The sequence below is a fragment of the Candidatus Rickettsia mendelii genome (assembly GCF_057543435.1).
The window spans coordinates 52,470-76,732 of record NZ_BTGX01000002.1; the positions used below are offsets into that span (position 1 = coordinate 52,470).

Consider the following 24,263-nt stretch of genomic DNA (forward strand, 5'->3'; position numbering starts at 1 on the left):
CAAGCTTAAGAAAAGGTTAATAGTCTATGTCTAAAGCTAAAGCAAAAACAGCTTCTAAAAATAACCCAACTTCTAGGGAACAGGCCAAGGAGTACTTTTATAACAGTCAGAAAATTAAGCCAGTAAAGCTTATTTCTAATTCAAATTCTTTTATAGCTGCAGAATATGAAGCTAGTGGAGATTTAGTTTTGGGAAATAGCGGGCAGCCATTACCTTGGGGTTTAGTTAAAAGCTTATCTTAATTTTACTTACAGTTACTATCTGTAAATAGGGGGCATAGCTCAGGGGTAGAGCATCTGCTTTGCACGCAGAGGGCCAAGGGTTCGATTCCCTTTGCCTCCACCATAAAGCTAAAGTTTGTTTAAAACAAAATAATTTTTTTTATATCTTTAGGTTACTATAATAACTATTTATTTAATTTTTTAGCATTTATTCATGCTTATCTTGAGCTTCAAGTTCACGCCTGTTCGTAGTTCTTTTTTATAAATAATCTTCTATGTTTTCCTTTAATAAATTATTTTCTATGGTGCCTCATTCATAAGAGATAATATAAGAAGTGTTAGGCTTATTCAGTGCTTGTGTAGTATTTAATTAAAGGCTTTATATTTGATTTAAGTTTCTCTATTTCATTAATTAAATTCTTTTTCATAAGCGAATGCTTTATAAAATTAAAAAAACTAAAGAAAAGATTTTTCGATTTCATAAAATTTCCTATATAGAAAAGTTTATGTTAGGATTTGTATCATAAGTTATTTCAGAATAAATTAGAAAGTAAGCATTGGAGCTCTAAACTAAGAGTCAGTTGCTTCAATTTCTCCATCTGGGGTTTTAGCAATTATTTTAAATAAATCTTTATTATTATTTATTCTATTCTTACTTTTACTATATCATCATGAGTCGCCTAAAAATGTTGTTTAGTGATTTTTTTATTTAACATCTTTATTTTTTATTAATAACTTAATGAATGTCATGGCCATACTAGTTGCTACTCTACTATTATCATTTTAGCAATTGTATTAACTTCTATACCGTGTAATGCAGCAATTTCCAGTACAACTGTCTTATTATTTTCAGATATGATTAATACATCTTTGTTAGCTGATAGCATAGTAGCTTTTTCTAAAGTTTGTTGTTAAATTTTATTTAGATTTATTTTTTTATGACTATATTTTTCAGAGACTATTGCTCTATATTTATTTGAAATGAGTTTTACCTCTGCTATTTGTTAAAAAATAGCATCTTTACTCTTTTGAATCTTTTGTTAAAAGCTTAACATTGGTATACTACCAGTTTTAAGAGTTATATTAAGGCGCCATACAATTTTAATCAGGATCAGAACTATGATTTAATAAAAATCTCATTATACCTAATATATTCTTCTCAATTAGAGTCATATAAAATCTAATATACCTATATAATTAGTTATATTAGGATCAGTTCCTTTTTCTAATAAGATTCTAGCTGCTTATTTTCCTTTCTAAAAAGAGTCTGATCTAAGAAGAAAATTATGTTGATTTAAGTATATTATGATTTACACCAGTATCTAATAACGTAGTTACTTTTAGTAAGTTATCTGCTAAAGCTATAATTAATTAGTACTTTTTCTAAAGTCATATTAATATTAGTTTAAAAGTTATTTAATTTAACTACTATATTATTAATAATATTTTTTTATAAATATAAGTTTTATAACTCTATAGGTATTGATAATGAAATAACTATAGATTTATATATAATCTATGCTATAGTTAATTAATTTAACCTTGCTGTATGTTAGCTTTGCTTTTTTCTCTTTAAGAAAGCTGGATTATAATATTTTTTAAACTTTAAAGGATTTGATTATGATAAAAACATTATTAGTAAGTTTTTTAGCTTTAATTTGTACAATGAGTTATGCGAATTCTCACAAGAATCAAAATACCAATTCTAAAAATTCCTCTTCTAATCGGTCTGATAATTTATTGCCTGCAGCAGCAGCTATTAAATTTGTACAGCCTTGGGCACGACCTACAACAAATTTACAGGGTAAGATTAGCAATTCTGCTATGTATTTTACATTAATAAATAGTAGGGGTAATAGTTATAATTTAGTGAATATATCTTCAGATATTGCAAATAAAATAGAACTTCATCAAACAATTACTGATAATCAAGGTGTTAGTAAAATGGTCAAAGTAGATTATCCATTTCTAATTTCTGGTAATACTAATGTTGATTTTAAGCCAGGTGGTATGCATGTTATGCTTTATGATTTAAAAGCACCTTTGAATATAGGGGATAATTTAAAGATAACTTTTTTCTTTGATGATAATACAGCAGAAACAGTTAGTGTTAAAGTAGCAAACAATAATCCGTATAACACATAAATATAAGAGTTATACTTAGAATATCGTTATAATTTTGTCTGTGTTGTATAGCTCCAATAAAGAGATTAATATCGTTCCCCAGCAAAAGCAGTAATAATATAAAAACCATGCAAATAATGTTTTTCGAGAATGACATAAAAACAACATGACTTTAGAAATTACTGGAAGTAGCTTGATCAAGTCTAAGCTTGTAGAAATTCCTGAATATTCAGGAGTTTATAGGATGCTTGATATTAATAAGCAGGTTATTTATATTGGTAAAGCTAAAAACTTAAAAAAGCGTCTTAATAATTATATTAAAACTGATTTAGATACTAAAACGCTTCGGATGGTTGCCAATACTTTCTTTTTAGAATATAGCGTCACCAATTCTGAAGTTGAAGCATTACTTTTAGAAGCACAGCTAATTAAGAAATTTCAACCCAAGTTTAATATACTCCTCAAAGATGATAAATCATTCCCTTTCATTAAATTACGCTTAGACCATAATTTTCCACAATTGATAAAATATCGTGGTAAAACTTTAGATAATGGTAAATTTTTTGGGCCTTTTGCTTCTTCTACAGAAGTTAATATTACTTTAACAGAATTACAAAAAATTTTTAAATTACGTTCTTGTAATGATAATTATTTTAATTTGCGTACTCGTCCTTGCTTGCAATATGAAATCAAGCGATGTTGTGCTCCATGTGTAGGTAAGATAAATAAAGAAGATTATGCAGAACTAGTAGAGCAGGTTAAAGATTTTTTGCAAGGTCGTACTAAGGAGCTGCAAGCGAATCTATCGCAAAAGATGCAAGAGCTAAGCATGCAAATGCGTTTTGAAGAGGCAGCAGAGGTTAGAGATCGCATTAAAGCTTTAAGTTATGTACAGCTTAAAGCTGGTGTATCGTGTATTGTTAAAGATGCAGATATAATTGCTGCTGTAGAGAAAAATGGGCATTATTGTATAGAAGTATTTTTATATAGAATGGGACAGACATGCGGCAATATACCATATTTTCCTGTTTCTACTGAAAATAGTACTAAAGAAGAAATATTAGAATATTTTCTACTACAATTTTATCAAAAACAACAAGTACCTTCTGAGATTATTATTAATTATGAAATTAATAATAAAGAGAATATCATAAAAGCAATTAAAAAAATTAACAATATAGCTAAGCTTAATATTATAGTACCTACTAAAGGTACCAGAGCTAAGTTAGTTCAGAATGCTGAAACCAATGCATTATTTTCTCTTGAGCAATATTTAAAGAAATTTACTAAAAATCAAGAGCTTATGTTAGATATTAAAGAATTATTTAATCTACCTAAAATTCCTGAAAGAATAGAAATTTACGATAATAGTCATATTCAAGGTAAATTTGCAGTAGGCGTTATGGTAGTTGCAGGTAAATCAGGTTTTGATAAAAAAGAATATAGAGTTTTTAATATTAATGTAACTACTAATGGTGATGATTATAAAATGTTAAGGCAAGTATTAACAAGGCGTTTTACAAGATTGAAACAAGAATTGTATAAATTACCAGATTTAATAATTATAGATGGTGGCAAGGGACATTTAGGTGTTATGAAGGAAGTATTGGATAAATTTAAAATTGATATTCCTTTTGTTTGCATGTCAAAAGGGCCCAATAGAAATGCTGGACTTGAGCAATTCCATATGATTAGCAGAGAAGTATTTACGATAGATAAAAATTTACCAGTTATGAAATATTTGCAAATACTTAGGGATGAAGCTCATAATTTTGCAATAAAGAATCACAGGCTTGGCAGATCACGTGCTATAAAAATATCAAGTCTTGATGAGATAGAAAATATTGGTAAAGCTCGTAAAAAGGCATTGTTACATTATTTTAGTTCGTATAAAGGGGTATGTGATGCAACTTTAGATGATCTTGCTAAAGTAAAAGGTATTAGTAAATCACTTGCTAAAATGATTTTTACTGCGCTGCATAAGTCCTAAACTAAATATTATAAAACTAGCTATTGTTCCTATAAAAACTCCGTTCAGATTAAAATATTGTATAGATAAAGAATAATATTCCCAAATTAAAAATGCAGCTATTCCGTTGATTGATGATAAAATCATTATTTTTTTTTGTACTGCAATACCAAAAAATGTTGTTACTAACGGTACTAATATTACAGGTCCCCAAAAACCAGTAAAAAATACAACTAAATCTATTACATTATTAAATTTTAAAGCTATAATTATAGCAAAACTTCCTATTATTACATTGATAATTCGAGCAATTAATAGCAATTTTTGTTGGTTTTTAACTTTAAAAATAGGGTTGATTATATCCTTAACTATAGCTATAGAAGTAACATTTAAATCAGAATCTGCAGTGGACATTACTGCTGCAAGCAGCCCACTTATTACTACTCCTTGGATTAATGGCGGAATTATTTGATTGATTAAATAAGGTAGCACTAAATTTGATGGTTGATTTGGGTAGAGGTTATAAGCAATTAAACCGTTTAAAGTAATGCAAATTAAAAAGAATAAATATATAGTAGATTTTATATATATTGCTTTAGTTGTTTGCTTAGGGCTTTTGTTAATTAGAGCTCTTTGAATAAATGTAGGATATAAATTCATAACACTAAAGCTTAAAGCTGTAGCAGCTATATAAGGAAATAAATTTGTTTGATCAAAATTTATGTTTGCACTGGGTAAGTTGCTGATAAAGCTGGTAAATCCAATTTTATTTAGACCAATAAAAGTTATAATTGGTATAGCTATTATCATAGCAAAAAATTGTAGTAAATTAGTAAAAATAATAGATTGTAAACCGCCGATTGTAGTATATATAAGCACTATACTGTAACTTAAAATTACTCCTTCTACATAATTTATTCCTAAAATATATTGAAAAACATAGCCATTGACACTTATTTGAGCAGCTAAAAATCCAACTGAAACAATAACTGAGCTAATTCCTCCGATAAAACGACCAATATTTCCGTAATATGTGCTCATTATATCGCCAATGCTTTCAGCACCATAATGCTTTGCAATTAAAGGTACTATATAAATGGCAATTAATATATCTACTGGTATAGTAAGTATTAAAGCATAAGCATAATATATGTGACCAAGAAAAGCTTTTTCTGTAATGCCAAAGGTGGTAGCACCTCCTACTGAGCTTGCAAATATTGTAGCTATTAATAAAAGCTTACTGTTTTTTGCTTCGCTTTCAACATTCGCATAATTCTTAAAACTACTATGCTTAGCTCTGTAATATATACCTATAAGTAAAATGGATATTAGATATATGAATACAATAATATTATCTATAGGTATTTTAAACATAAATTATGCTAAGTTTTTAAATTGCAAACTTCACTATAGGTCATTACAATATACTAGGTAATATTGAAAAGGAAGTTATTCTTAGTTATGAAAGGTTTTGCTGCCTATGGCTAAGCTATAGCTTTAATCAGTAAGATATTGACAGCAAATTTTGCAAGAATCATTTTTGCTCATGTGCTTATATATATTGTGCAAACTCGCTTTGAAATTTAATGCTACTACTTTATTGGTTTTTGTTATATGCAGGTAGAATTCAAAGTTATTAATTATGCAGCCTTACCTCTTAAAACTGATATAGTATATTTATTTTAAATATCTTATCAGGATTATATTTATATAATATTATCTTGATGTTTTACAAAGTAATTTTCTTTTTTACCTAATAGATTTATCAGCATATTAAGTATTGTAATTATCTTGAGCTAAAGTTTTTTTACTATTTTTATAAATATGCTTGTATTTTTAAAACAGCTAATACAGCAAGTACGTAGCAAATTGTTATTGATTCATCTTTAGTAAATAGATTACTGAAGGAATTGAAGAATTACCAAATAGCATATTTGATTCTTCTCTATCATTTATCATAAATCTAGCAGTTCGTACTGTTAGTCCTAAAGCATATGAAGTAAAATTGCTTAAATTCGTTTCAAAATTAGCATTATTAAAGCCAATAAAAGCTAGTATATTAAAATTTACTACAGCATCATATAATATATCAAAAGTGTCAACAGTATTATTTAAAAATGTTTTAAAATTATCATTAAATATAAAACTTATTTTATATCTATACTTGTACTGTAGAACTTATAGCATATTTAGTATTTTTTAGACATTTTCTTGTTAGAGCTTGTATCCAATTATGAGTATATAATTTTCTTTGTCATTACACTTGTTTAAATCTATCAAACTATTGTTACCGTTATTTTGTATAAATGCATTATGAAGTAAATAGTTTATTAATACAGAGCTGTTTAGTGTGCAAAAATTATTATCTTTACATGCTTTTGCAAGTTTTAATAAAGTTTTCAGCTCTGGCTTATCTTCAGGTATTAATAGTTTTTATCTGAATTATCAGAACAAGAGTATAGAATTATTACATTAAGATTAGTTCTGTATTTCTATATTATAGTAATAATTAAACTATATTTGTATGTCTTCCAAGAATAACTAATTGAATGCCGTATGAATTATCTAAATCTGTTGAAGCACTGCTTGGTAGAAGAAGTTTTATTATAGAAATTCTTTCTGTTGTTCATCATTATCCTTCAAGAAGCATAATGAAACTTATTGAGGATTTATGATTAGCGTCTGTCTCTACTAAGAACCTAACTTACATTTTTGTTTCTTTAGAATTATATTGTAAAAATTTAACCATAGATTTAATAACTTTGCGTATAATTATTTCTTTGCCACTTTCTGCTAAATTTATAAACTCAGATAAATAAGTTTTTGCATTCTAAATATTAATGATCTGTACTTTGAAATCCCTAAATTTAAAACATGTGTCAATATTTTAAATTTTATACAATTAAACTCCTTGACTCTTACATATTCCTATAATATCTTATAATTTTCCATTAAATCCCAAAATAACCCAAATATGTACTAAATGAATATATTTTTGTCGAAATATATCAATAATATTGATAAGAAGGGTAGAGTGTCGGTGCCAGCACATTATCGTGCAGTGCTTGGGAAAGAAACATTTACTGGTGTGATTGCTTATCCATCCATTAGGAATAATTGTATAGAAGCGTGCAGTATTTCGCATATAGAGAAATTAAGGCAAATGATAGCAACGCTTGATCCTTACTCTGAGGAGCGTGATGCTTTTGAAACTATAATACTTGGTGAAGCAGTACAGCTTTCGTTTGACAGAGAGGGAAGAATAATATTGCCACAATCTTTAATGCAACATGCTGGTATTGAAGATCAGGCATGTTTTGTAGGTAAAGGAGTAATTTTTGAGATTTGGCAGCCGCAAGTTTTCCAAGAATATTTAAGTGCTGCTCAAAAAATTGTCCGCGCAAAGCGTTTAACTTTAAGAAATACTTAAGTAGGAATAATGCAGCAACCTCATATACCTGTAATGTTGAATGAGATGCTAAAAGTTTTAGCTCAAAAAGATGGTGAATCTTATTTAGATTGTACATTTGGAGCAGGGGGGTATAGCAAAGCAATATTAGATAGTTGTGATTGTTATGTCATGGCCTTAGATCGTGATCCAAATGTGATTAAGACAGCAGCAAAAGTTAAAGAGAATTATAAGAATAAATTTGATTTTATAGAGACAAATTTTGCTGATAGTTTTAATAAGTTGGGCGCAAAAAAGTTTGATGGTATAGTCTTAGATCTAGGTGTTTCATCGATGCAGCTAAATATTGCAGAGAGAGGATTTTCATTTTTACATGATGGTCCTTTAGATATGCGTATGAGCAAGCAAGGTCTCAGTGCTGAAGAATTTATAAATGAAGTTGAAGAAAAAGAACTTGCAGACGTAATTTATAAATGTGGTGATGAAACTTTTTCACGAAAAATTGCTAAAAGAATTGTCCAATATAGAAAAACAACAAAAATTGATAGTACTGGAAAATTAGCTGAGATTGTAAGAAGTAGTGTAGGTTTTAGAAAGGGTAAAATTGATCCTGCAACTAAAACCTTTCAAGCTATTAGAATTTATATAAATGATGAGCTTGGAGAATTAGAAAGGTTTCTATCAAATGTACGAAATATATTAAAAAAAGATGGTCGTTTAGTTATTGTGTCTTTTCATTCTCTAGAGGACAGAATAGTTAAGCATTTTTTCAAAGAAAACTCTGAACAACCATTAGCAAGGTCAAAATATGCTAAAGAAGACATAATAATGAACTCAAATAAATGGCTTAAAATTATTACTAATAAAGCTCTATCTCCTACAGATCAAGAAATAGCATTAAATATTAGAGCAAGATCAGCAAAACTTAGAGCTGCAAAAAAGATATATGAGTAAATACAATTATGAGTATTAAAAAATTTCATTATTTAGTATTACTGGTAATAGTTATAGCAGTATGTAGTTTGTTTAGCATAAAAGAACGCGTCTCAATTCTGGATTACCAATTAAGTAATGTTTTAAAACAAATAAATAGTGAATGTAATAATATTCATATTTTAAAAGCAGAACAAGCTTATCTACTTTCGCCTAGCAGATTAAAAAAGCTTATGACAGCTTATTTAGCATTAGAAACAGTTAAGTCTTACCAAATGATAAAAGATCCATTAGCGCCAAATATTGATCAAAATCTTAAATTTGGTCATAATATTACTCTTTCTAAGAGCAATAAATGGCATTATAAAAGAATTACGAATAATAAATATATAAAGACTGTTTCAAGTAGAAACAAGTAATAAATAGGCGAAATTTAATTTAAAAAATTGGCTGTGTTGCTTCTCGCTGATAATCCTTACTAATATTCTACGCTGTATTTATCAGTTCTGAGGCGCCTTGATCTTTTCCAAATTAAATTTAGTCTATTGCGATCATTATTTATTGTAAGTATATATTGATACAAATTTAATATGAAGCAAATTTTAGAAAAATGGAAACCTATAATTAAAAATCTAATATTTTGGAATATTTGTAGTAAAAATATAAAAATCCGATTATTGATTGTTATTTGTGGGTTTGCTTTTCTTTTTTGTGTTTTATCTTATAGGTTAATAATAGTTGCTACAAATGTTTATGATAAAAATCCTCATTCTTATAAAAAAGATAGTAAATTTAGGAAAGAAATAGTAGATCGAAATAATAATTTATTAGCAGTTAATCTACCTTCTGCATCATTATTTGCTAATCCACAAATAGTCCTTGATCCTGAAACTTCAGTAAAAAAATTAGCAGAAATTTTGCCTGATATTAACAAAACTAAATTACTGGGAGAACTAAAATCAAATAAAAGTTTCATATGGGTAAAAAGAGATTTACTACCTAGTCAGCAAGAAAAAATAACTAGTCTTGGATTACTTGGTTTTGATTTTGAAGAAGAACAAAAACGAATTTATATATTTTCTAATTTATTATCACATATTGTCGGTTATGTTAGTAGAGATTTAGTAGGGCTTAGCGGCCTTGAACTTGCTTACGATAGATATTTAACTAATTCTGATCCTGCATTAAATGAGCCAGGTAAGCAAAAAGAGGCACTTAAATTATCGATTGATATAAGATTACAAAGCATTTTAAGTGAAGAGATAGATAAAACTTTAAAACAGTTTAATGCGGTAGGAGCAGTGGGAATTATTGCTGATCCAAATAATGGTGAGATTTTAGCATTAGTAAGTAAACCAGATTTTGATCCTCATTATCCTAATCTTGCAAAGCATCAACAGCTCTTTAATATGGCAAGTCTTGGGATTTATGAAATAGGCTCAGTGTTTAAGTCACTGACTATGGCAGTTGGTTTTGATACTGGTGCAATAAATATGAATGATGCTTATGATATAAGCTATATGAAAGTTGGTGGATTTCAAATTAAGGATTATACACCTAGACAAGGATGGCATAGCGTATCGGATATTTTTTTGCATTCATCAAATATTGGTGTAAGTCAAATTATGTTTGAGATTGGTAAAAGTAATTTTAAAAAATATTTAAAGAAATTAGGTTTACTAGATCAGTTACAAATAGAATTACCAGAGCGTGGTACTCCATTGTTTCCTTCTGAGAAAAGATGGAGTGAGATAACAAGTGCTACAATGTCTTACGGTTATGGTATTTCAATTAGCCCATTGCATTTCATCAGAGCAATTTTACCAGTAGTAAATGGTGGTATTTTATATGATCTTACTTTATTAAAGAGAAAAGATGAAAAGGTAACTGGTACAAGAGTTTTTAGTGAAAATACTTCAAATCAAATGAGGAAGTTATTTAGAACTGTAGTAAAGGAAGGTACTGGTAAAAGAGCAGAAGTAAAAGGATATTTAATCGGCGGTAAAACCGGTACAGCAGAGAAATTAGCAACAGGAGTTAAAGGTAAAAAGAAATATCTTAAAAATAGTCGTATGACCTCATTTTTAGGAATACTTCCTACCTCAAATCCACAATATGTTATTTATATTATGATTGATGAACCAAAGCCAACTAAAGAAACATTTGGGTTGGCTACAGCTGGCTGGACTGCTGCACCTACAGCAGGTAGAATACTTGAGCGCATGATATCTTTATATTGCATAGAGCCAGTAGAGCATGGGGAGGAAGAAAGTTAAATTAGGTATTATTATAAAGTAAATATCTGTGATGTTATTCCTAGCATGACATTGGTTTTATTGCTAGGTAGCATGGTATGCTATTTTGGCCATTTCCCCCAAAGGCATGTGGTTAAAGTTTTTAAGAGCATAGATGTATGGCATCAAATTTAAAGAATTTTCATTGTTGTATAAAATAGGGAATTATTTTATATTAAGTATAATGGGGTTATAATATTTATTGTATAATGTGTTATGTAAAATATTCAGCTAAATATTATCATGTAGTTATAGTTACAAGTGTTGTTGCATAGCTTACGTGTCATTCCTATGAGAGCAGGTATCCATTTTGAAGTTAGTAAAATTTAGAGTTGTAGAACTTAAAAACCTAATTTGCTGCTCTTTTTCTAGATTCATGTCTATAAAAGAATGATATAGAGTGCCTTCATTATAATTACCAATAATGCTTATGGTAAATTAAGTTGCGTTATGATAGTAGGATTTCCTAAAGCAACAATACTTAAAGATTATAAAGAATAGTAGAAGTGATATGATAAATTAAACTTATTGTATGTTAAAGATAAAACAAGAAATATTAAAAAACAGTTTGCAAATAATGTTAAAATTACTATTTGCAATATTATGTTTTTTTATAATATTATTTCCATTAGTGAGTTATAAAGTAGGTATTCAAAGCAGAATCTTCCCTGCTCTGGAAATTATATTTATTTACTATTTTATGTCTCTATATTCCTTAAATGTTTTAGGAGTATTTTTTATCACTATATTGATCGATCAAATAAATGCTGTGCCGCTTGGAACGAATCAACTAGTTTTTTTATTGGCATATATAATTTTTAAATTATCTTCAAAGTTTTTTGTAATCAAAGGTTATTTGATAAATTTTGTTATCTTTTGTGTTTATTGTTTATTTGTATTACATTTAAAATATTTATTAGTAATGATGAAAAAGTTAGAAATAGATGGATATTTAACAATTTTTTTTCAATATTTAACCACTATATTTTCTTATAATTTAGTTCGTTTTATACTAGATTCTCCTCTAGATTACTTCAAAAAACATGCTAAACAAAAAAATATTACATAATCAATTAATCTCTCGCCGAGCTTTTATAATTGGAATAGGTAAACTTGGGTTTTTATCGCTACTTGGAATGCGAATGTTTTATTTACAACTTATTAAAAGTGAGGAATATAAGACTTTATCTGATAAAAATCGTATCAATTTTGTTGTTTTACCTCCCACTAGAGGAAAAATTTATGATTTAGAAGGTAATATCTTAGCCACTAATAAACCATGTTATCAGTTAATAATAGATAGAAGCATTAATAATAATTATTTAAGTGAACTAGAAATTATTAGTAATATTTTAAATTTATCTTTAGAAAAATGTAACTATATTAAACAAAAAATTAAAAAATCTAATCGTCATATACCTTTAGTCATACTTGATCAGCTAGATTGGCAGCAAGTTTCTTTAATTGAAGAGCAGAAACACAAACTTACTTCAATATTTATTAATATAGGATATTTAAGATTTTATCCTTTTTCAAATGTTACTTCTCATTTAATTGGTTATCTTGGTCAGATAAATGAACAAGAAAAACAGAAGTTAAATATATATAGTTTAAGTGATTTTAATGTTGGTAAATCTGGGATTGAAAAATATTATGATAGCAAATTACGAGGAGAGTTCGGTTATAAAAAAATTGAGGTGAATGCTTATGGTAAGCAAGTAAGAGAAATCACTGGTAGCCCAAGTAAATCAGGACAAGATATTCATCTAAATATTGATGTCACTCTTCAACAGAATATACAGCAATATTTAAGTCCTAAAGGTTCTTCAGCGATAGTTATGAATACTCAAACTGGAAATCTATTAATTTGTACTTCTTCACCAGCTTTTAAATCAAATAATTTTAGTAAATTATCAGAAAGTTATTGGCAAACTTTAACTAATGATCCTTATAAACCTTTAATTAATAAAGTAATACAAAATTCTTATCCACCGGGTTCAGTTTTTAAAATAGTAACAGTACTTGCAGCACTTGAAGTCGGTATTAGTCCAAATAAAACTTTTTTTTGTAGCGGTGCTTCTGTTCTTGGTACTAATAGCTTTAGGTGTTGGAATCATAGTGGACATGGTACTCTTGATATGCTTTCTGCTTTAAAGCATTCTTGCAATATTTATATGTATGAATTATCTAGAATAATAGGTTGTGAGAAAATTCTTGAAGTTGCTAAAGAATTTGGTTTTGGCTCCAAGACTGGTATTGATTTATCTCCTGAAAATGCAGGTTTTGTTCCCTCAAAAGCATGGAAAAAGAAAAAATTAAAACTTCCTTGGTCAATAGGTGATACTTTTAATTTAGCAATTGGGCAGGGATTCCTAGGTGTTACACCACTGCAGCTTGCAAGATTTATTACAGCTATTGCAAGTATGGGTAAATTATATACACCAAGAATAGTAAAAAATGATCCGGAGTTTCATAAAATTAATATTAATCCTAAAAATATTAAAATAGTACAGGAAGGTCTGTATAATGCGGTTAATGTTGCAGGAGGTACTGCTTATTATAACAGAATCTTAGGTAAAAATAGGCAACTTGCTGGTAAAACAGGTACTTCTCAAGTACAAGGGAAAGCCAATGCTAAAGATGATTTAAGTCGTAAATCTATAGCTTGGGAACGCCGTAATCATGCTTTATTTTTAGGTTTTGCTCCTTATCATAATCCTAGATATTCTGTTACTATTTTTGTTGATCATGGAGGGGGTGGAAGTAAATCAGCAGCTCCTATAGCTCGTAAAATTATGTCAGATGTATTAGACAAGTATTTGTAAATATTAATTATTTATTATTTATTATTAATAAATGCTTTATTTTAATTAGCATTTTGTGTTATTAATAATTGAGAATAATATATTACAGGTATACATATGTCTAAGAAACAGCATCACGATCAGATAATGAAAGAATTAGAAGAAAGGCTTGCAAGGCTTAAAGGTACGCCTCCATCACTTGAAGAATTAGAAGAAAGGCTTGCAAAACTTAAAGGCAGAGACAGTAATCCAGTAGCAAATAGATCTAATAATGAAGTAGATAAACTGCTAGAACAAATACAATCTGAAGTTAAATTAGAAAAAAATAGATTGGGGCAAGATACTCTAATAAAGCAAGAAAAGAAACATGTAAATCTTTCTTTTGATGATACTAAGTTAATAATTACTGATGGTATAAACACTCAGGCAGATATAGCTAGCATATATGCTGATCAATCCATTGAATTAGATGAAAAGAAAGCATTACTTAATCTTGCTAATAATCTAAGTGAAGCTAGTGATATTATTAAAAATGTTGATAATGTACCTAAGGAATATGAGCATAAAATATTAGATATTATTGCTAGCGGCTTAAATAAAATTTTTGAAGGAATAAAGAAGATAGCCTCACCAGCAATTAATATTCTAAAAGAAATAAGTAGTAGTTTTATTAATGCTATTAATTCAATCTATAGCAAATCCTCTGACAAACAAATAGAAGAATCTAAAATAAAATTAAAGGAGTTATATAAAACGTATGTTGATTTGAAAGAAGTTAAGAAGGAAGTAGGAGAAAAATTTCTGAAAAATCATTATGAACGAATTGAACAATTGCAAACTCCTCAAGAATTCTTAGTAGAAACTGCTAAAATTACTAAATCCATAGCAGTAGCTGGAAAACAAAAGATAAATAATCTTAAACAACAACAACTTGTTAATAGAATGCAGAAACATCATACTACTACTTTTAAAAAAAATAATTCATTTGTATCATCTAGTACTCCTAATAATAAAAAGCCATTACCACAACATCAACGTTGATAAAATAAGCTTATCATAAAGCTGTATAAATGTCTAAAATAGAAATTTATATCCCTTTTGTTTTATTAGTTTTAGAATTTGTAAAAGAAGTATTTTTTATTTCTGCATCACGAAAATCAACATTTGTTAGGTCAGAATTACTAAAGTTAGCTTGATCAATTTTAGCAGACTTAAATATACTATCAGTTAATATTGAATTTGAAAAATCTGTTTTATTAAGTATTGCTGAAGAAAAATTTACTTCTTTTATAATAGAATTTTTTATTACCGTATTTGTTAAGTTAGCATTTCTAAAAATAGCATTTGAAAAATCTAATTTATCAAATATTAGGTTACTTAGGTCAAGGTTTGCAAAATTCATGTTTGTTAAGTGAGTGATTTTTTGTAAATCTTTTACTGAACTTATTAATATATTTGAAGGAAATTTACTAAAATTATCACTACTTAAAATAATGTTATTAGAAAAACTGGTATTAACCAAACTGGAATTTATATAGTTAGTATTATTTATTTGTGAATTAGAAATAGAAGAATGATTAAATAAAGTATTTATTATGTTTGAATCTATTAGAGCTACTTGATTTAAATTGCCTAAAGTAATTTTAACATCTGTAAAATTTACGCTTTGTATTAAAGATTTAGAAAAATTTACATTATTAAATTGTCCATTAGTTATATTTGAGTTTATTATCTCATTGTTATTTAAATCAGTATTAATCACTATTAATTGCGTAACATCATTATTGCTAAAAATATTATTAGTACAACTTACATTATCTAAAGTAATATTTGAACCTTTAATTTTATTAAGTCTTAAAAAATTAGCATTGCTATTTTTTATTGATAACTTATTAAGTTTATTATTATTTAAACTTGCATTATTTAATATACTATTATCAATTTTAAACTGATTTAAAATTGAATTACTAATTGTACTATTTTGTAAATCACATTTAGTAATACTAATATTTTGTAATATTGAATCTTGAAAGGACGTATAAGAAAAAAGTGAGTTATTACTTTGTATGTTATCAAAGCTTATTTCATTAAAAATACTTCGTGTAAAATTAGAATCCTTAATTATTACAGATATTAATTTAGTGTGACTTAGGTCGCTAGATTCGAAATAATTATTAATGAATTGGCTATTATTTATTATACTTCTTTCTAAATCAGTACCATAAAATATGGAATTTATTACATGAGTATTTTTAAAGCTATTATTCTTTAGGCTAGCTTTTTGAAAGTTAATACTGTCAATAGTATTATCGCTCCATAATACATGACTAAGCTTAGAGCTTTCAAAATTAACATTTTTTATAGTAGTTTTATTAAAAGCAGTATCGCTAAAATTTGATTGAATAAAATTTATATCTTGTAATGTTACATTATTAAAAATTGAGCCTTGAAAATCAGAATTATATCCGGAAATATTTTTTATTACTGAATCTGAAAAATTACTTTCTTGAATTATAGCATTTGTTAATATAGCTTCCTGTAAATTAGTACCAGTAAAATCAACACGTAATATTTCACAGGAGGTTAAATCTATTCCTGATAAATCTTCATTTATTAACTTTACTCCTATTAATTTTACTCCTTTTAAATTTGAGCCAAACTGCTCCTTAAGGTTAACTTTAAGATTTTTAGAATTTTGTGATGTTATATAATTCTGAATTATTGAACTTTGAGCATCGGTAAGTAATCCATTTGCATCACGTGTAGGTTCAGAACAGCTACTTAATAATAAAGAAATAGTAATTATTAATATATGATTAAGCATTTACTTCCTCATATTCTTCTTCATTTATTCTATTTGCTGGAGGTATATGTAAACTTAATAATTTTAACTTACGGTGTAATGCTGATCTTTCCATGCCAACAAATGATGATGTTTTTGAAATATTATTATTAAAACGGCTCATTTGTGCTGATAGATATTGACGCTCAAAAACTTCTCTAGCTTCTCTAAGCGGCATAGATAGCATATTAAAACTATCTTCAAGTTTTGTAAGATTAGCACTTTTTGCTAATATTTCTGAAGGTATCATATAAGGTTTGATAATTTCATTACTACCTGTAGTTAATGGATTCATGATTAAAGTCCATTCAACAACATTACGTAATTGTCTAATATTACCTGGCCATTCATAAGATTGGAGTGCAGCTATAGTTTCATCAGAAAAGATACGTTCTTTTAAACCTGAAAATTTTGAAAGTTGCTTAACAAAATATTTTACTAATAAAGGTATGTCTTCTTTTCTTTTATATAATGATGGTACTTTTAGAGATAATACATTAAGGCGATAATATAGATCTTCTAGAAATTTACCATTATTAACTTCTTCTTGTATATTTTTAGAAGTACCAGTTATAATTTTTATATCAACTTTAACATTTTTTCCACAAGGCTTTGTAATAGTTTGATCCTTAAGAAATTTTAATAATTTTACTTGAATAGGGATAGGAATATTACTTACTTCATCTATATATAAAGTGCCATTATTTGCAAATTCTAAGATAGTAGGGCGCTTATTATTGTTTTCTTGCTTGTCTAATTCACCGAATAATTCTTGATTGATTTTTTCTGTAGTCATACATGTAGGGCTGAAAATAATGAATGGATTATTAACTCTTTTAGATTTTTTATGAATTAATCTTGCTGCAAGTTCTTTACCGCTACCGACCTTACCGTGAATCATAATACGACTGCTAGAGGTTGCAGCCTTTTCTATTTCCATTTTATATTTTAAGGTTACCGAACATTCACCTACTAATTCAGTTTTATCTATAACCTTTGATTTTAAATCGATATTTTCACGTTTTAATTTTGTTACTTCGCAAGCTCTTTTAAGTACAATCACTAATTTATCATTATTAAATGGTTTTTCTATATAATCATAAGCCCCCATTTTTATAGCATTTACTGCTGTTTCTATAGTGCCATGACCGCTAATAATTATTACTGGCATTAAAGGATAACGTTTTTTTATTATCTCTAAAATTCCAAGACCATCAATTTCGCTTCCTTGAAGCCAAATATCAAGTATAACGGCAGATACTGGTTTTTCAGAAAGTATTTTAAGAGCTTGAGTACTATTAGCTGCAACTTTAGGGTTAAAACCCTCATCTTTTAAAATTGCAGCAATAATATTTCGTATATCTTCTTCATCATCTACTATTAAAACATCTATTAATGACATTACAATTTACCCTAAAATATTAATATTAAGTATATACGTTAATGCTGAATTTGCAAGAAAGCAACATTTTTTTATAACATTTTTGTCACAAAATCATTTATTTAGTATTTATCATATAATTAGAAAATTAACTTTTTATTCTGTTGTAAGCTTGTAGCGAGATCTCTAAAAATATACCATTACTAGTTGCCTTTTTAGATATTACGGCTACAACTACAGTATGATATTTTAACTATTTTTTGTTCCATTAAGCAATAGCTGGCATTGGTAATAACTAAGATTAAAATTATTTAAGTAATTTAAAAATTAGATTTATTTACAGTATTGTAATATACTATGTAAGTATATTATATGTTTTGTTTTAAAATTATGCTTAACATCTCTTTAATTATTATTTCTTTATTTATTTGCTTAATAACATACCTTTTTATTAAAAAAACAGATATTTTTACAAATCTATTAATTTTAAATAGTTTTACGACTTTAGTGAGTTTATTTATTTGCTGTTTAGGATTATACTTAAGAAATAGTTCATACTTAGATATAGCAATTATTTATCTTTTACTAGGCTTTATAGCAACAAATGGATATTTAAAATATTTCATACATGAGTCAAATGCAAACAAATCAGATTAATATAGCAATTTTAGGTTGTGGTCTTAGCGGTATGCTAACAACACTTTCTTTTGCAAGAATGGGTATTAAAACTACTATATTTGAAAGTAAATCAGTAAAAGATCCTAAGTTTTTTAATGATATTAGGACAACTGCTTTAACTCCATATTCTCAGAATTTCTTATCTTTTATTGATGCGTGGAAGGAAGTAGAAGAATTTGCAGCAGGTATGCAGGATGTATATGTAGTCGATAATAAAGCATCAGAGATACTCGATTTACGCAATGACGACGATAGCCTACTTGGATATGTGATTCAAAACAGTGATTTTAAAAAAATATTATTATCAAAAGTAATTAATCATCCTTTAATAACATTAATTGATAATAATGAATATCAAGAAGTTATCAGCTATAGTAATTACTCAGTTATTAAATTTAATGATAATAAGCAAGTGAAATGTAACTTGTTAATAATATGTGATGGCATGAATTCAAGAGCTCGCTCACATTATTTTGCTAATAAAATAGAAAAATCTTATCAAACTGCGCTTACATTTAACATTAAGCATGAAATAGCGCATGAAAATTGTGCTATGGAACATTTTTTGCCGCTTGGTCCTTTTGCTTTATTACCTTTAAAAGATCAATATAGTTCATCTGTAATATGGTCTCTCTCTGCTGAACAGGCATTGTTAACAATGAATTTACCTATAGAAGAAATCAGATTTTTAACTCAAAGAAATGCTGGTAATTCACTTGGTAGTATTACTATTGATAGTGAGATTAGTGCTTTTCCATTAAAAGCACGTTTAGCAAATAGTTATTTTCATAACCGGATAGTTCTTATTGCTGATAGTGCTCATATAGTGCATCCCTTAGCTGGTCAAGGACTTAATCAAGGCATAAAAGATATAGAAGCCTTAAGTATGGTAATTAGCAATATAGGAATAACAAATTCAGCATTGCAAAAATACCAAAAATTACGACAAGATGATAATTTTATTATGTATAAGCTAACAGATGAGCTAAATAATATTTTTTCACATTATTCAGAAAATTTAAGATATTTAAGACAAATAGGATTTAAAGTCATAAATAATTTAAAACCTATTAAAAATTTAATAACTAGTTATGCAATGGGAGAGCGATTGGGTAAGAATTATATAAATCGTCATTGCAAGGAAAAATTGCAAATTTTGATGAAATAAGCTAGTAAAATTATTATAGTTATTTTTATGAATTGTTACATGATCAAAGGTCACTTGCAATGACAATTTAGAAACAATACCTAAAACATTATAGAGGTTTATAAGTAAAGAAAATTTAAGTGATAGACCATCTATTAATACTTCTATGAGGTGTAGAAAAAAATACAACAGCAAGTAATGAAAGACTGCTTAAAACTTCTATTAATGTGTATGAAATAAAATATAACTAGTCTAAATCTTGAATCTCTTCAAAAATATGTTCTAGTTAGGTATTTAGAATTACAGAAAATATCAAAAAGAAAGATATTAAAGATGATACTTTGCTTTCTAGAATTAGAGCTGTTTACGCATGAGTTGCTGTTAGATAAAGCAGCAGTAGATGTTGGAACTGGAACTATAAATTACTACAGGTGAGGATGTTACAGGTATATTAAAAATATAGCAGGAATAGTAGCTAAATGAGTAATTTCAGTATGAGAAAACCTAGTAAAAGCTGCTGACCAAATTGATAAGCTTCAACAAAAAAAAGAATTAGAAAATTTTCTATAAAGACTAGAGTTATCATCAATAATCAGATAAAATTAGGACACTACCTATTGAGAAATAATATAGAAAATTTATTAGATAAAACATATAGTATGCTATCAAGTAAAGCATCTAAGAGAATAATAAAATTGATAGAGCATTAATTAAGCTGTTTTAATCCAACTTATGTTAGAATTAGTGTAGTGATTTTCAACTAATATTATGTGTTTATGTTATAAAGGAGACTCTAGAAGTAAGAAAAGATAGACATTTAGGTAATGCACAAAAAATTTTAGAAAATATTAAAGTAAATAAATAAAACTAGCTAAACTAAATATTAGAAGCTAAAAAAAGTATAGCAAAGAATTCACCTGCATTACAAAAATTTTTAGATACTAAAGCTCCTAATATTTAATTTTTAAGCATTTATTTATGCTCATCTTTATACAAATCCACTGCATGATCATTCATCTAAAATTCATTGCAAAGGTAGTAGAGCTAATAGAGATATTTAAAGTATTTTGAGATAATTCTTTAGAAACAGTATCATTACTGCCCAAGAGCAGTATTTAGGTGTAGTATTGGTAGATACTAATAGCATTTGTTAATATTATTAGGTGAAGCAAATATAAATTTTAGTACATATGGAGAGAAAATATTGTACAATAAATTAACTAGAATTATTTGTTAGAAATTATAAAAGTGGATAAGAATTGCATAAATAAGAGCACTAAGAAATGATAAATGTTAAAGTACTACAAAAAGATATAAGTCCTAATCTTGTTCAAAATAAAAGTAAAGTAAATGAACGAGTTTATCATATGTAGGAAAATTTAACACATGGTATTACAATAAATAAATCTAGCAGAGGTGTTCTATCTAATGTATCTCATAATGATCATCAATCAGAATTATTAATATATTATATTTTATCACAAAGGTGTTTGTGATGTTTAGAAATACCAGAGAGTAGCAGTGAATTTTGCATAGATTGTTGGAAGAAGCTAGAATTGATAATTAAACATGACTATAGTTTATGTGGACAAATGTTTAGTAGAAAATCCTAGATAATTTGTAGATTCTGTTATAATAAAACTTAATTATGATCTAGCTTGCAGTTTGTTTAAATTTAATGAATATAGTAAAAAATAGTCCATCAGTTAAATATATAGTAGATATAGAGATGATATAAAGGATATTGATCTAATTGTATATGTACCTAAATAAATAGATTTAAAATATTATTTAGAATGTGTTACCTTGCTCATATTTTAGTTGAAGAAATTGCAAAAATTACAAATTAAATATTAAAAGTTGATATATTAATTAAATTAAAATGGACAAAAACTCAAATTTTTTTGTTATGAAAGCAACAAAAGAGTAATATAAATTACAGTATTAAATTTAATAAAAAATATATTTTTATATAAAAATTTTTATATAAAAAAGAGTTTTATGAGTTGACGGTGTTATAACGACCAGCTTACTATAAATGAATGTACTAAAATGTTATGCAAAAATAGTGTTATAGTCAGTGTATGTGATGGCTAATTAATACTTGTTTAATTTGACAATGTTGCCTTAAGGCATTTAAATCATCACATAGGTTAGAGCTACGTTGCAGTTATAAGATCTTTATTAAACATTAGGAGTAGTTTATGCAAAATGCAATTCAGAAAATTTGTGTTATAGGCTCAGGAGTCATGGGCTCAGGAATCGCAGCTTTAATTGCTAATTCATCTCATGAAGTTGTATTATTGGATATTATTGCCCAGAAGGAAGATGATCCTAACAAAATAGTTAGAACTGCTAAGGAAAACCTGCATAAACAAAAACCTCTGCCTTTATCATTTCCAGATAAAGAAAAATTTATTACTATCGGTAATTTAGAAAATGATTTAGAGTTAATAAAAGATTGTGATTTAGTAATTGAAGTTATTGTTGAGAAGTTAGAAATTAAACATCAATTATATAATAAAATTATTCCTTATCTTAAAAAGGATGCAATTATAGCTTCTAATACTTCTACATTACCGCTAAAAAGGCTTAAAGAAAATTTACCTGATAATATAAAATCTAGATTTGTTATTACACATTTCTTTAATCCTCCAAGATATATGGAATTACTAGAATTGGTTATAGATCCTATAGTAGAGCTAGAATTAATAAATAGAATATCAAGGTTTTTAACTAGAGCTCTTGGTAAAACTATAGTAAAATGCAATGATACACCTGGTTTTATAGCCAATAGAGTAGGGTGTTTTTTACTTGAATTAGTGGTTAGAAAAGCAATAAAACAACATCTTGATTTTGTAAAAATAGATAAAATATTTACTTCATGTATTGGATTGCCAAGTACTGGAATTTTTGGTTTATATGATTTAATAGGACATGATGTAATGAAATTAATATCTAGCTCATTGCTTACTAGCCTTCTTTCAAATGATTATTATCATCAAATATATATCAATATTCCTATTCTTGATAGAATGATTGAAAAGAGATTAATAGGACGTAAAGGAGTAGGAGGGTTTTATCGTTTATCGCTATCAAACGGTAAAAAAATTAAAGAAGTTATAAATTTAACCGATTTATCTTATACAGCTATACAGAAAACAGAAGACGAATTTACAAGTTTTGATGAGCTGCTTACAAGTGATTCGGTTTATGGTAAATTTTTTACAGAAATTATAATAGAGTTTTATGTCTATCTAGTAAGCTTAATTCCAACAGTTACTGATAATATTTATGATATAGATGTAGCTATGAAGTTGGGTTATAACTGGAAATATGGTCCTTTTGAATTATTAACAATGCATGCTAAAGATGGATGGGAATTAATAATTCAAAACGCTAATTTAATGCATTTATCGCTTCCTCCATATTTAATAAATAAAGAATATAAAAAAATCGATAAACAAAAATTTAATGCTCATAAAGATATCTTAAAAGAAAGTAAAATAATTTTAGAGAATAGTTCAGCAAAATTAGTGCTATATCATCAGGCTTTAGTTTTTGTTATTACTACAAAAATGAATTGTTTAAATCATGATGTATTTTATCTACTACAAAAAGCAGTAAGTAGAGCAGAAAGTGAAAAAAAGTATCTTTATATTTATCCACAAGGTAATAATTTTTCTGCTGGTGCTGATTTAAAACTTCTTCTTTCTTATATTGAAGATAAGAATTTTCATGATCTAGAGAATTTATTAAAGCTAGGTCAGCACACTATGCTATACCTAAAATATTCATCTGTTCAAATTATTAGCTGCGCTCGTGGAGTGGCATTTGGTGGCGGATGTGAGTTACTACTACACTCAAGCTTTATTGTAGCAAACCAAGAATTGAAAGCAGGTCTTGTGGAGTTAGGTGTCGGGTTGATACCTGGGTGGGGAGGCGTGACTGAAATATTTGTACGAAGTAGCATTAATAAAACTAAGCTAATTAAAAATATTCGAAATATTTTAGAACAAAATAAATCAGGTTCAGCTGATTATTTTAAAGAAGATTATGGCATAGAAAATATGCAAGTAAGTATGAATAAATATTATCTTTTAGATGATGCATTGGCATTAAAATTACCTAAAAAAATCATAAAAGATTCTAAGAAAATTATCATACCGAAAATAATTTTAGCAAATGAGATAGATACATCTAAATATAATGATCTTCAAAATAAAGTACTGACTAAATTTCAAGATATTATTGATAAACACCATGAAACAAATGAAGAAGAATTGCTATCTTACGAACGAGAAATATTTCTAGAACTTGCTAAAGATCCAAAAACTGTAGAAAAGTTAAAAACAATTATCAAATAAAGATAGTGTTGTCATTTCAAATGCACTTTGGTGTATGATTCTTATATCATTCTAGCAACAGTTAGAATCTAATAAAAATCTATTTTTTTATTAT

Annotated in this window: 17 protein-coding genes, 1 tRNA gene and 1 pseudogene; 15 read left to right on the forward strand and 4 right to left on the reverse strand. The window is 27.2% G+C overall.

What is annotated here, in order from left to right; all coding sequences use genetic code 11:
- Positions 1-26: 26 nt before the first annotated feature.
- Positions 27-242, forward strand: a complete 216-nt coding sequence (locus AC27F4_RS00230; RefSeq protein WP_487060934.1) for a hypothetical protein — start codon at positions 27-29, stop codon at positions 240-242.
- A gap of 28 nt (positions 243-270) precedes the next feature.
- Positions 271-345: transfer RNA gene (locus AC27F4_RS00235), tRNA-Ala, on the forward strand.
- Between the two features lie 640 nt (positions 346-985).
- On the opposite strand, the gene AC27F4_RS00240 is transcribed toward AC27F4_RS00235, so the two are convergent.
- On the reverse strand, positions 986-1,108 hold the full coding sequence (locus AC27F4_RS00240) for a hypothetical protein (protein ID WP_487060936.1): 123 nt from the start codon (positions 1,106-1,108) through the stop codon (positions 986-988).
- A gap of 733 nt (positions 1,109-1,841) precedes the next feature.
- Between AC27F4_RS00240 and AC27F4_RS00245 the strand changes: the two genes are divergently transcribed.
- Positions 1,842-2,366, forward strand: a complete 525-nt coding sequence (locus AC27F4_RS00245; protein ID WP_487060938.1) for a copper chaperone PCu(A)C — start codon at positions 1,842-1,844, stop codon at positions 2,364-2,366.
- 145 nt (positions 2,367-2,511) lie between these two features.
- Complete coding sequence (uvrC, locus tag AC27F4_RS00250; protein ID WP_487060940.1) at positions 2,512-4,335, forward strand: excinuclease ABC subunit UvrC; 1,824 nt, start codon at positions 2,512-2,514, stop codon at positions 4,333-4,335.
- Here uvrC and AC27F4_RS00255 read toward each other — a convergent pair.
- Complete coding sequence (locus AC27F4_RS00255) at positions 4,294-5,688, reverse strand: sodium:solute symporter family protein (RefSeq protein WP_487060942.1); 1,395 nt, start codon at positions 5,686-5,688, stop codon at positions 4,294-4,296. The two genes, uvrC and AC27F4_RS00255, sit on opposite strands and share 42 nt — an antisense overlap.
- A 1,175-nt stretch (positions 5,689-6,863) precedes the next feature.
- Between AC27F4_RS00255 and AC27F4_RS00260 the strand changes: the two genes are divergently transcribed.
- From AC27F4_RS00260 to AC27F4_RS00295, 8 genes are all read left to right on the forward strand, one after another.
- A complete protein-coding gene (locus AC27F4_RS00260; RefSeq protein WP_487060944.1) occupies positions 6,864-6,989 on the forward strand; it encodes a hypothetical protein in 126 nt (41 codons plus the stop codon).
- Positions 6,990-7,297: 308 nt separating this feature from the next.
- Positions 7,298-7,744, forward strand: a complete 447-nt coding sequence (gene mraZ / locus AC27F4_RS00265; protein WP_487060946.1) for a division/cell wall cluster transcriptional repressor MraZ — start codon at positions 7,298-7,300, stop codon at positions 7,742-7,744.
- A gap of 9 nt (positions 7,745-7,753) precedes the next feature.
- The gene (gene rsmH, locus AC27F4_RS00270) at positions 7,754-8,677 is read left to right on the forward strand and encodes a 16S rRNA (cytosine(1402)-N(4))-methyltransferase RsmH (protein WP_487060948.1); all 924 of its coding nucleotides are present in this window, start codon (positions 7,754-7,756) and stop codon (positions 8,675-8,677) included.
- An 8-nt stretch (positions 8,678-8,685) separates the two neighbouring features.
- A complete protein-coding gene (ftsL, locus tag AC27F4_RS00275) occupies positions 8,686-9,075 on the forward strand; it encodes a cell division protein FtsL (RefSeq protein ID WP_487060950.1) in 390 nt (129 codons plus the stop codon).
- A gap of 171 nt (positions 9,076-9,246) precedes the next feature.
- Positions 9,247-10,932, forward strand: a complete 1,686-nt coding sequence (locus tag AC27F4_RS00280) for a peptidoglycan D,D-transpeptidase FtsI family protein (protein WP_487060952.1) — start codon at positions 9,247-9,249, stop codon at positions 10,930-10,932.
- A gap of 550 nt (positions 10,933-11,482) precedes the next feature.
- Complete coding sequence (locus AC27F4_RS00285) at positions 11,483-12,019, forward strand: hypothetical protein (protein WP_487060954.1); 537 nt, start codon at positions 11,483-11,485, stop codon at positions 12,017-12,019.
- Positions 11,994-13,775: a penicillin-binding protein 2 gene (gene mrdA, locus AC27F4_RS00290; RefSeq protein WP_487060956.1), complete on the forward strand. Its 1,782-nt coding sequence runs from the start codon at positions 11,994-11,996 to the stop codon at positions 13,773-13,775. Before AC27F4_RS00285 ends, mrdA begins: the two co-directional genes overlap by 26 nt.
- A 96-nt stretch (positions 13,776-13,871) precedes the next feature.
- Complete coding sequence (locus AC27F4_RS00295) at positions 13,872-14,795, forward strand: hypothetical protein (protein ID WP_487060958.1); 924 nt, start codon at positions 13,872-13,874, stop codon at positions 14,793-14,795.
- A 46-nt stretch (positions 14,796-14,841) separates the two neighbouring features.
- Here the strand turns inward: AC27F4_RS00295 and AC27F4_RS00300 are convergent, their stop codons facing one another.
- Both AC27F4_RS00300 and AC27F4_RS00305 read right to left on the reverse strand, forming a co-directional pair.
- Positions 14,842-16,578, reverse strand: coding sequence for a pentapeptide repeat-containing protein (locus AC27F4_RS00300; RefSeq protein WP_487060960.1), 1,737 nt, complete (start codon positions 16,576-16,578; stop codon positions 14,842-14,844).
- The gene (locus tag AC27F4_RS00305; protein ID WP_487060962.1) at positions 16,571-17,998 is read right to left on the reverse strand and encodes a sigma-54-dependent transcriptional regulator; all 1,428 of its coding nucleotides are present in this window, start codon (positions 17,996-17,998) and stop codon (positions 16,571-16,573) included. The genes AC27F4_RS00300 and AC27F4_RS00305 overlap by 8 nt, the downstream gene beginning before the upstream one ends.
- A 369-nt stretch (positions 17,999-18,367) precedes the next feature.
- On the opposite strand from AC27F4_RS00305, the gene AC27F4_RS00310 reads away from it, so the two are divergent.
- From AC27F4_RS00310 to AC27F4_RS00320, 3 genes and pseudogenes are all read left to right on the forward strand, one after another.
- Positions 18,368-18,634 carry a monovalent cation/H+ antiporter complex subunit F gene (locus AC27F4_RS00310; protein ID WP_487060980.1) on the forward strand — a complete coding sequence of 89 codons (267 nt, stop codon included), beginning with the start codon at positions 18,368-18,370 and terminating at the stop codon, positions 18,632-18,634.
- Positions 18,606-19,763 (forward strand): annotated as a pseudogene (ubiH, locus tag AC27F4_RS00315) (2-octaprenyl-6-methoxyphenyl hydroxylase); the annotation flags it as partial. The gene AC27F4_RS00310 and the pseudogene ubiH, both read left to right, overlap by 29 nt.
- Positions 19,764-22,006: 2,243 nt before the next feature.
- Positions 22,007-24,169 (forward strand): 3-hydroxyacyl-CoA dehydrogenase/enoyl-CoA hydratase family protein, encoded by a 2,163-nt coding sequence (locus AC27F4_RS00320; RefSeq protein ID WP_487060964.1) that lies wholly within the window; start codon positions 22,007-22,009, stop codon positions 24,167-24,169.
- Positions 24,170-24,263 lie beyond the last annotated feature (94 nt).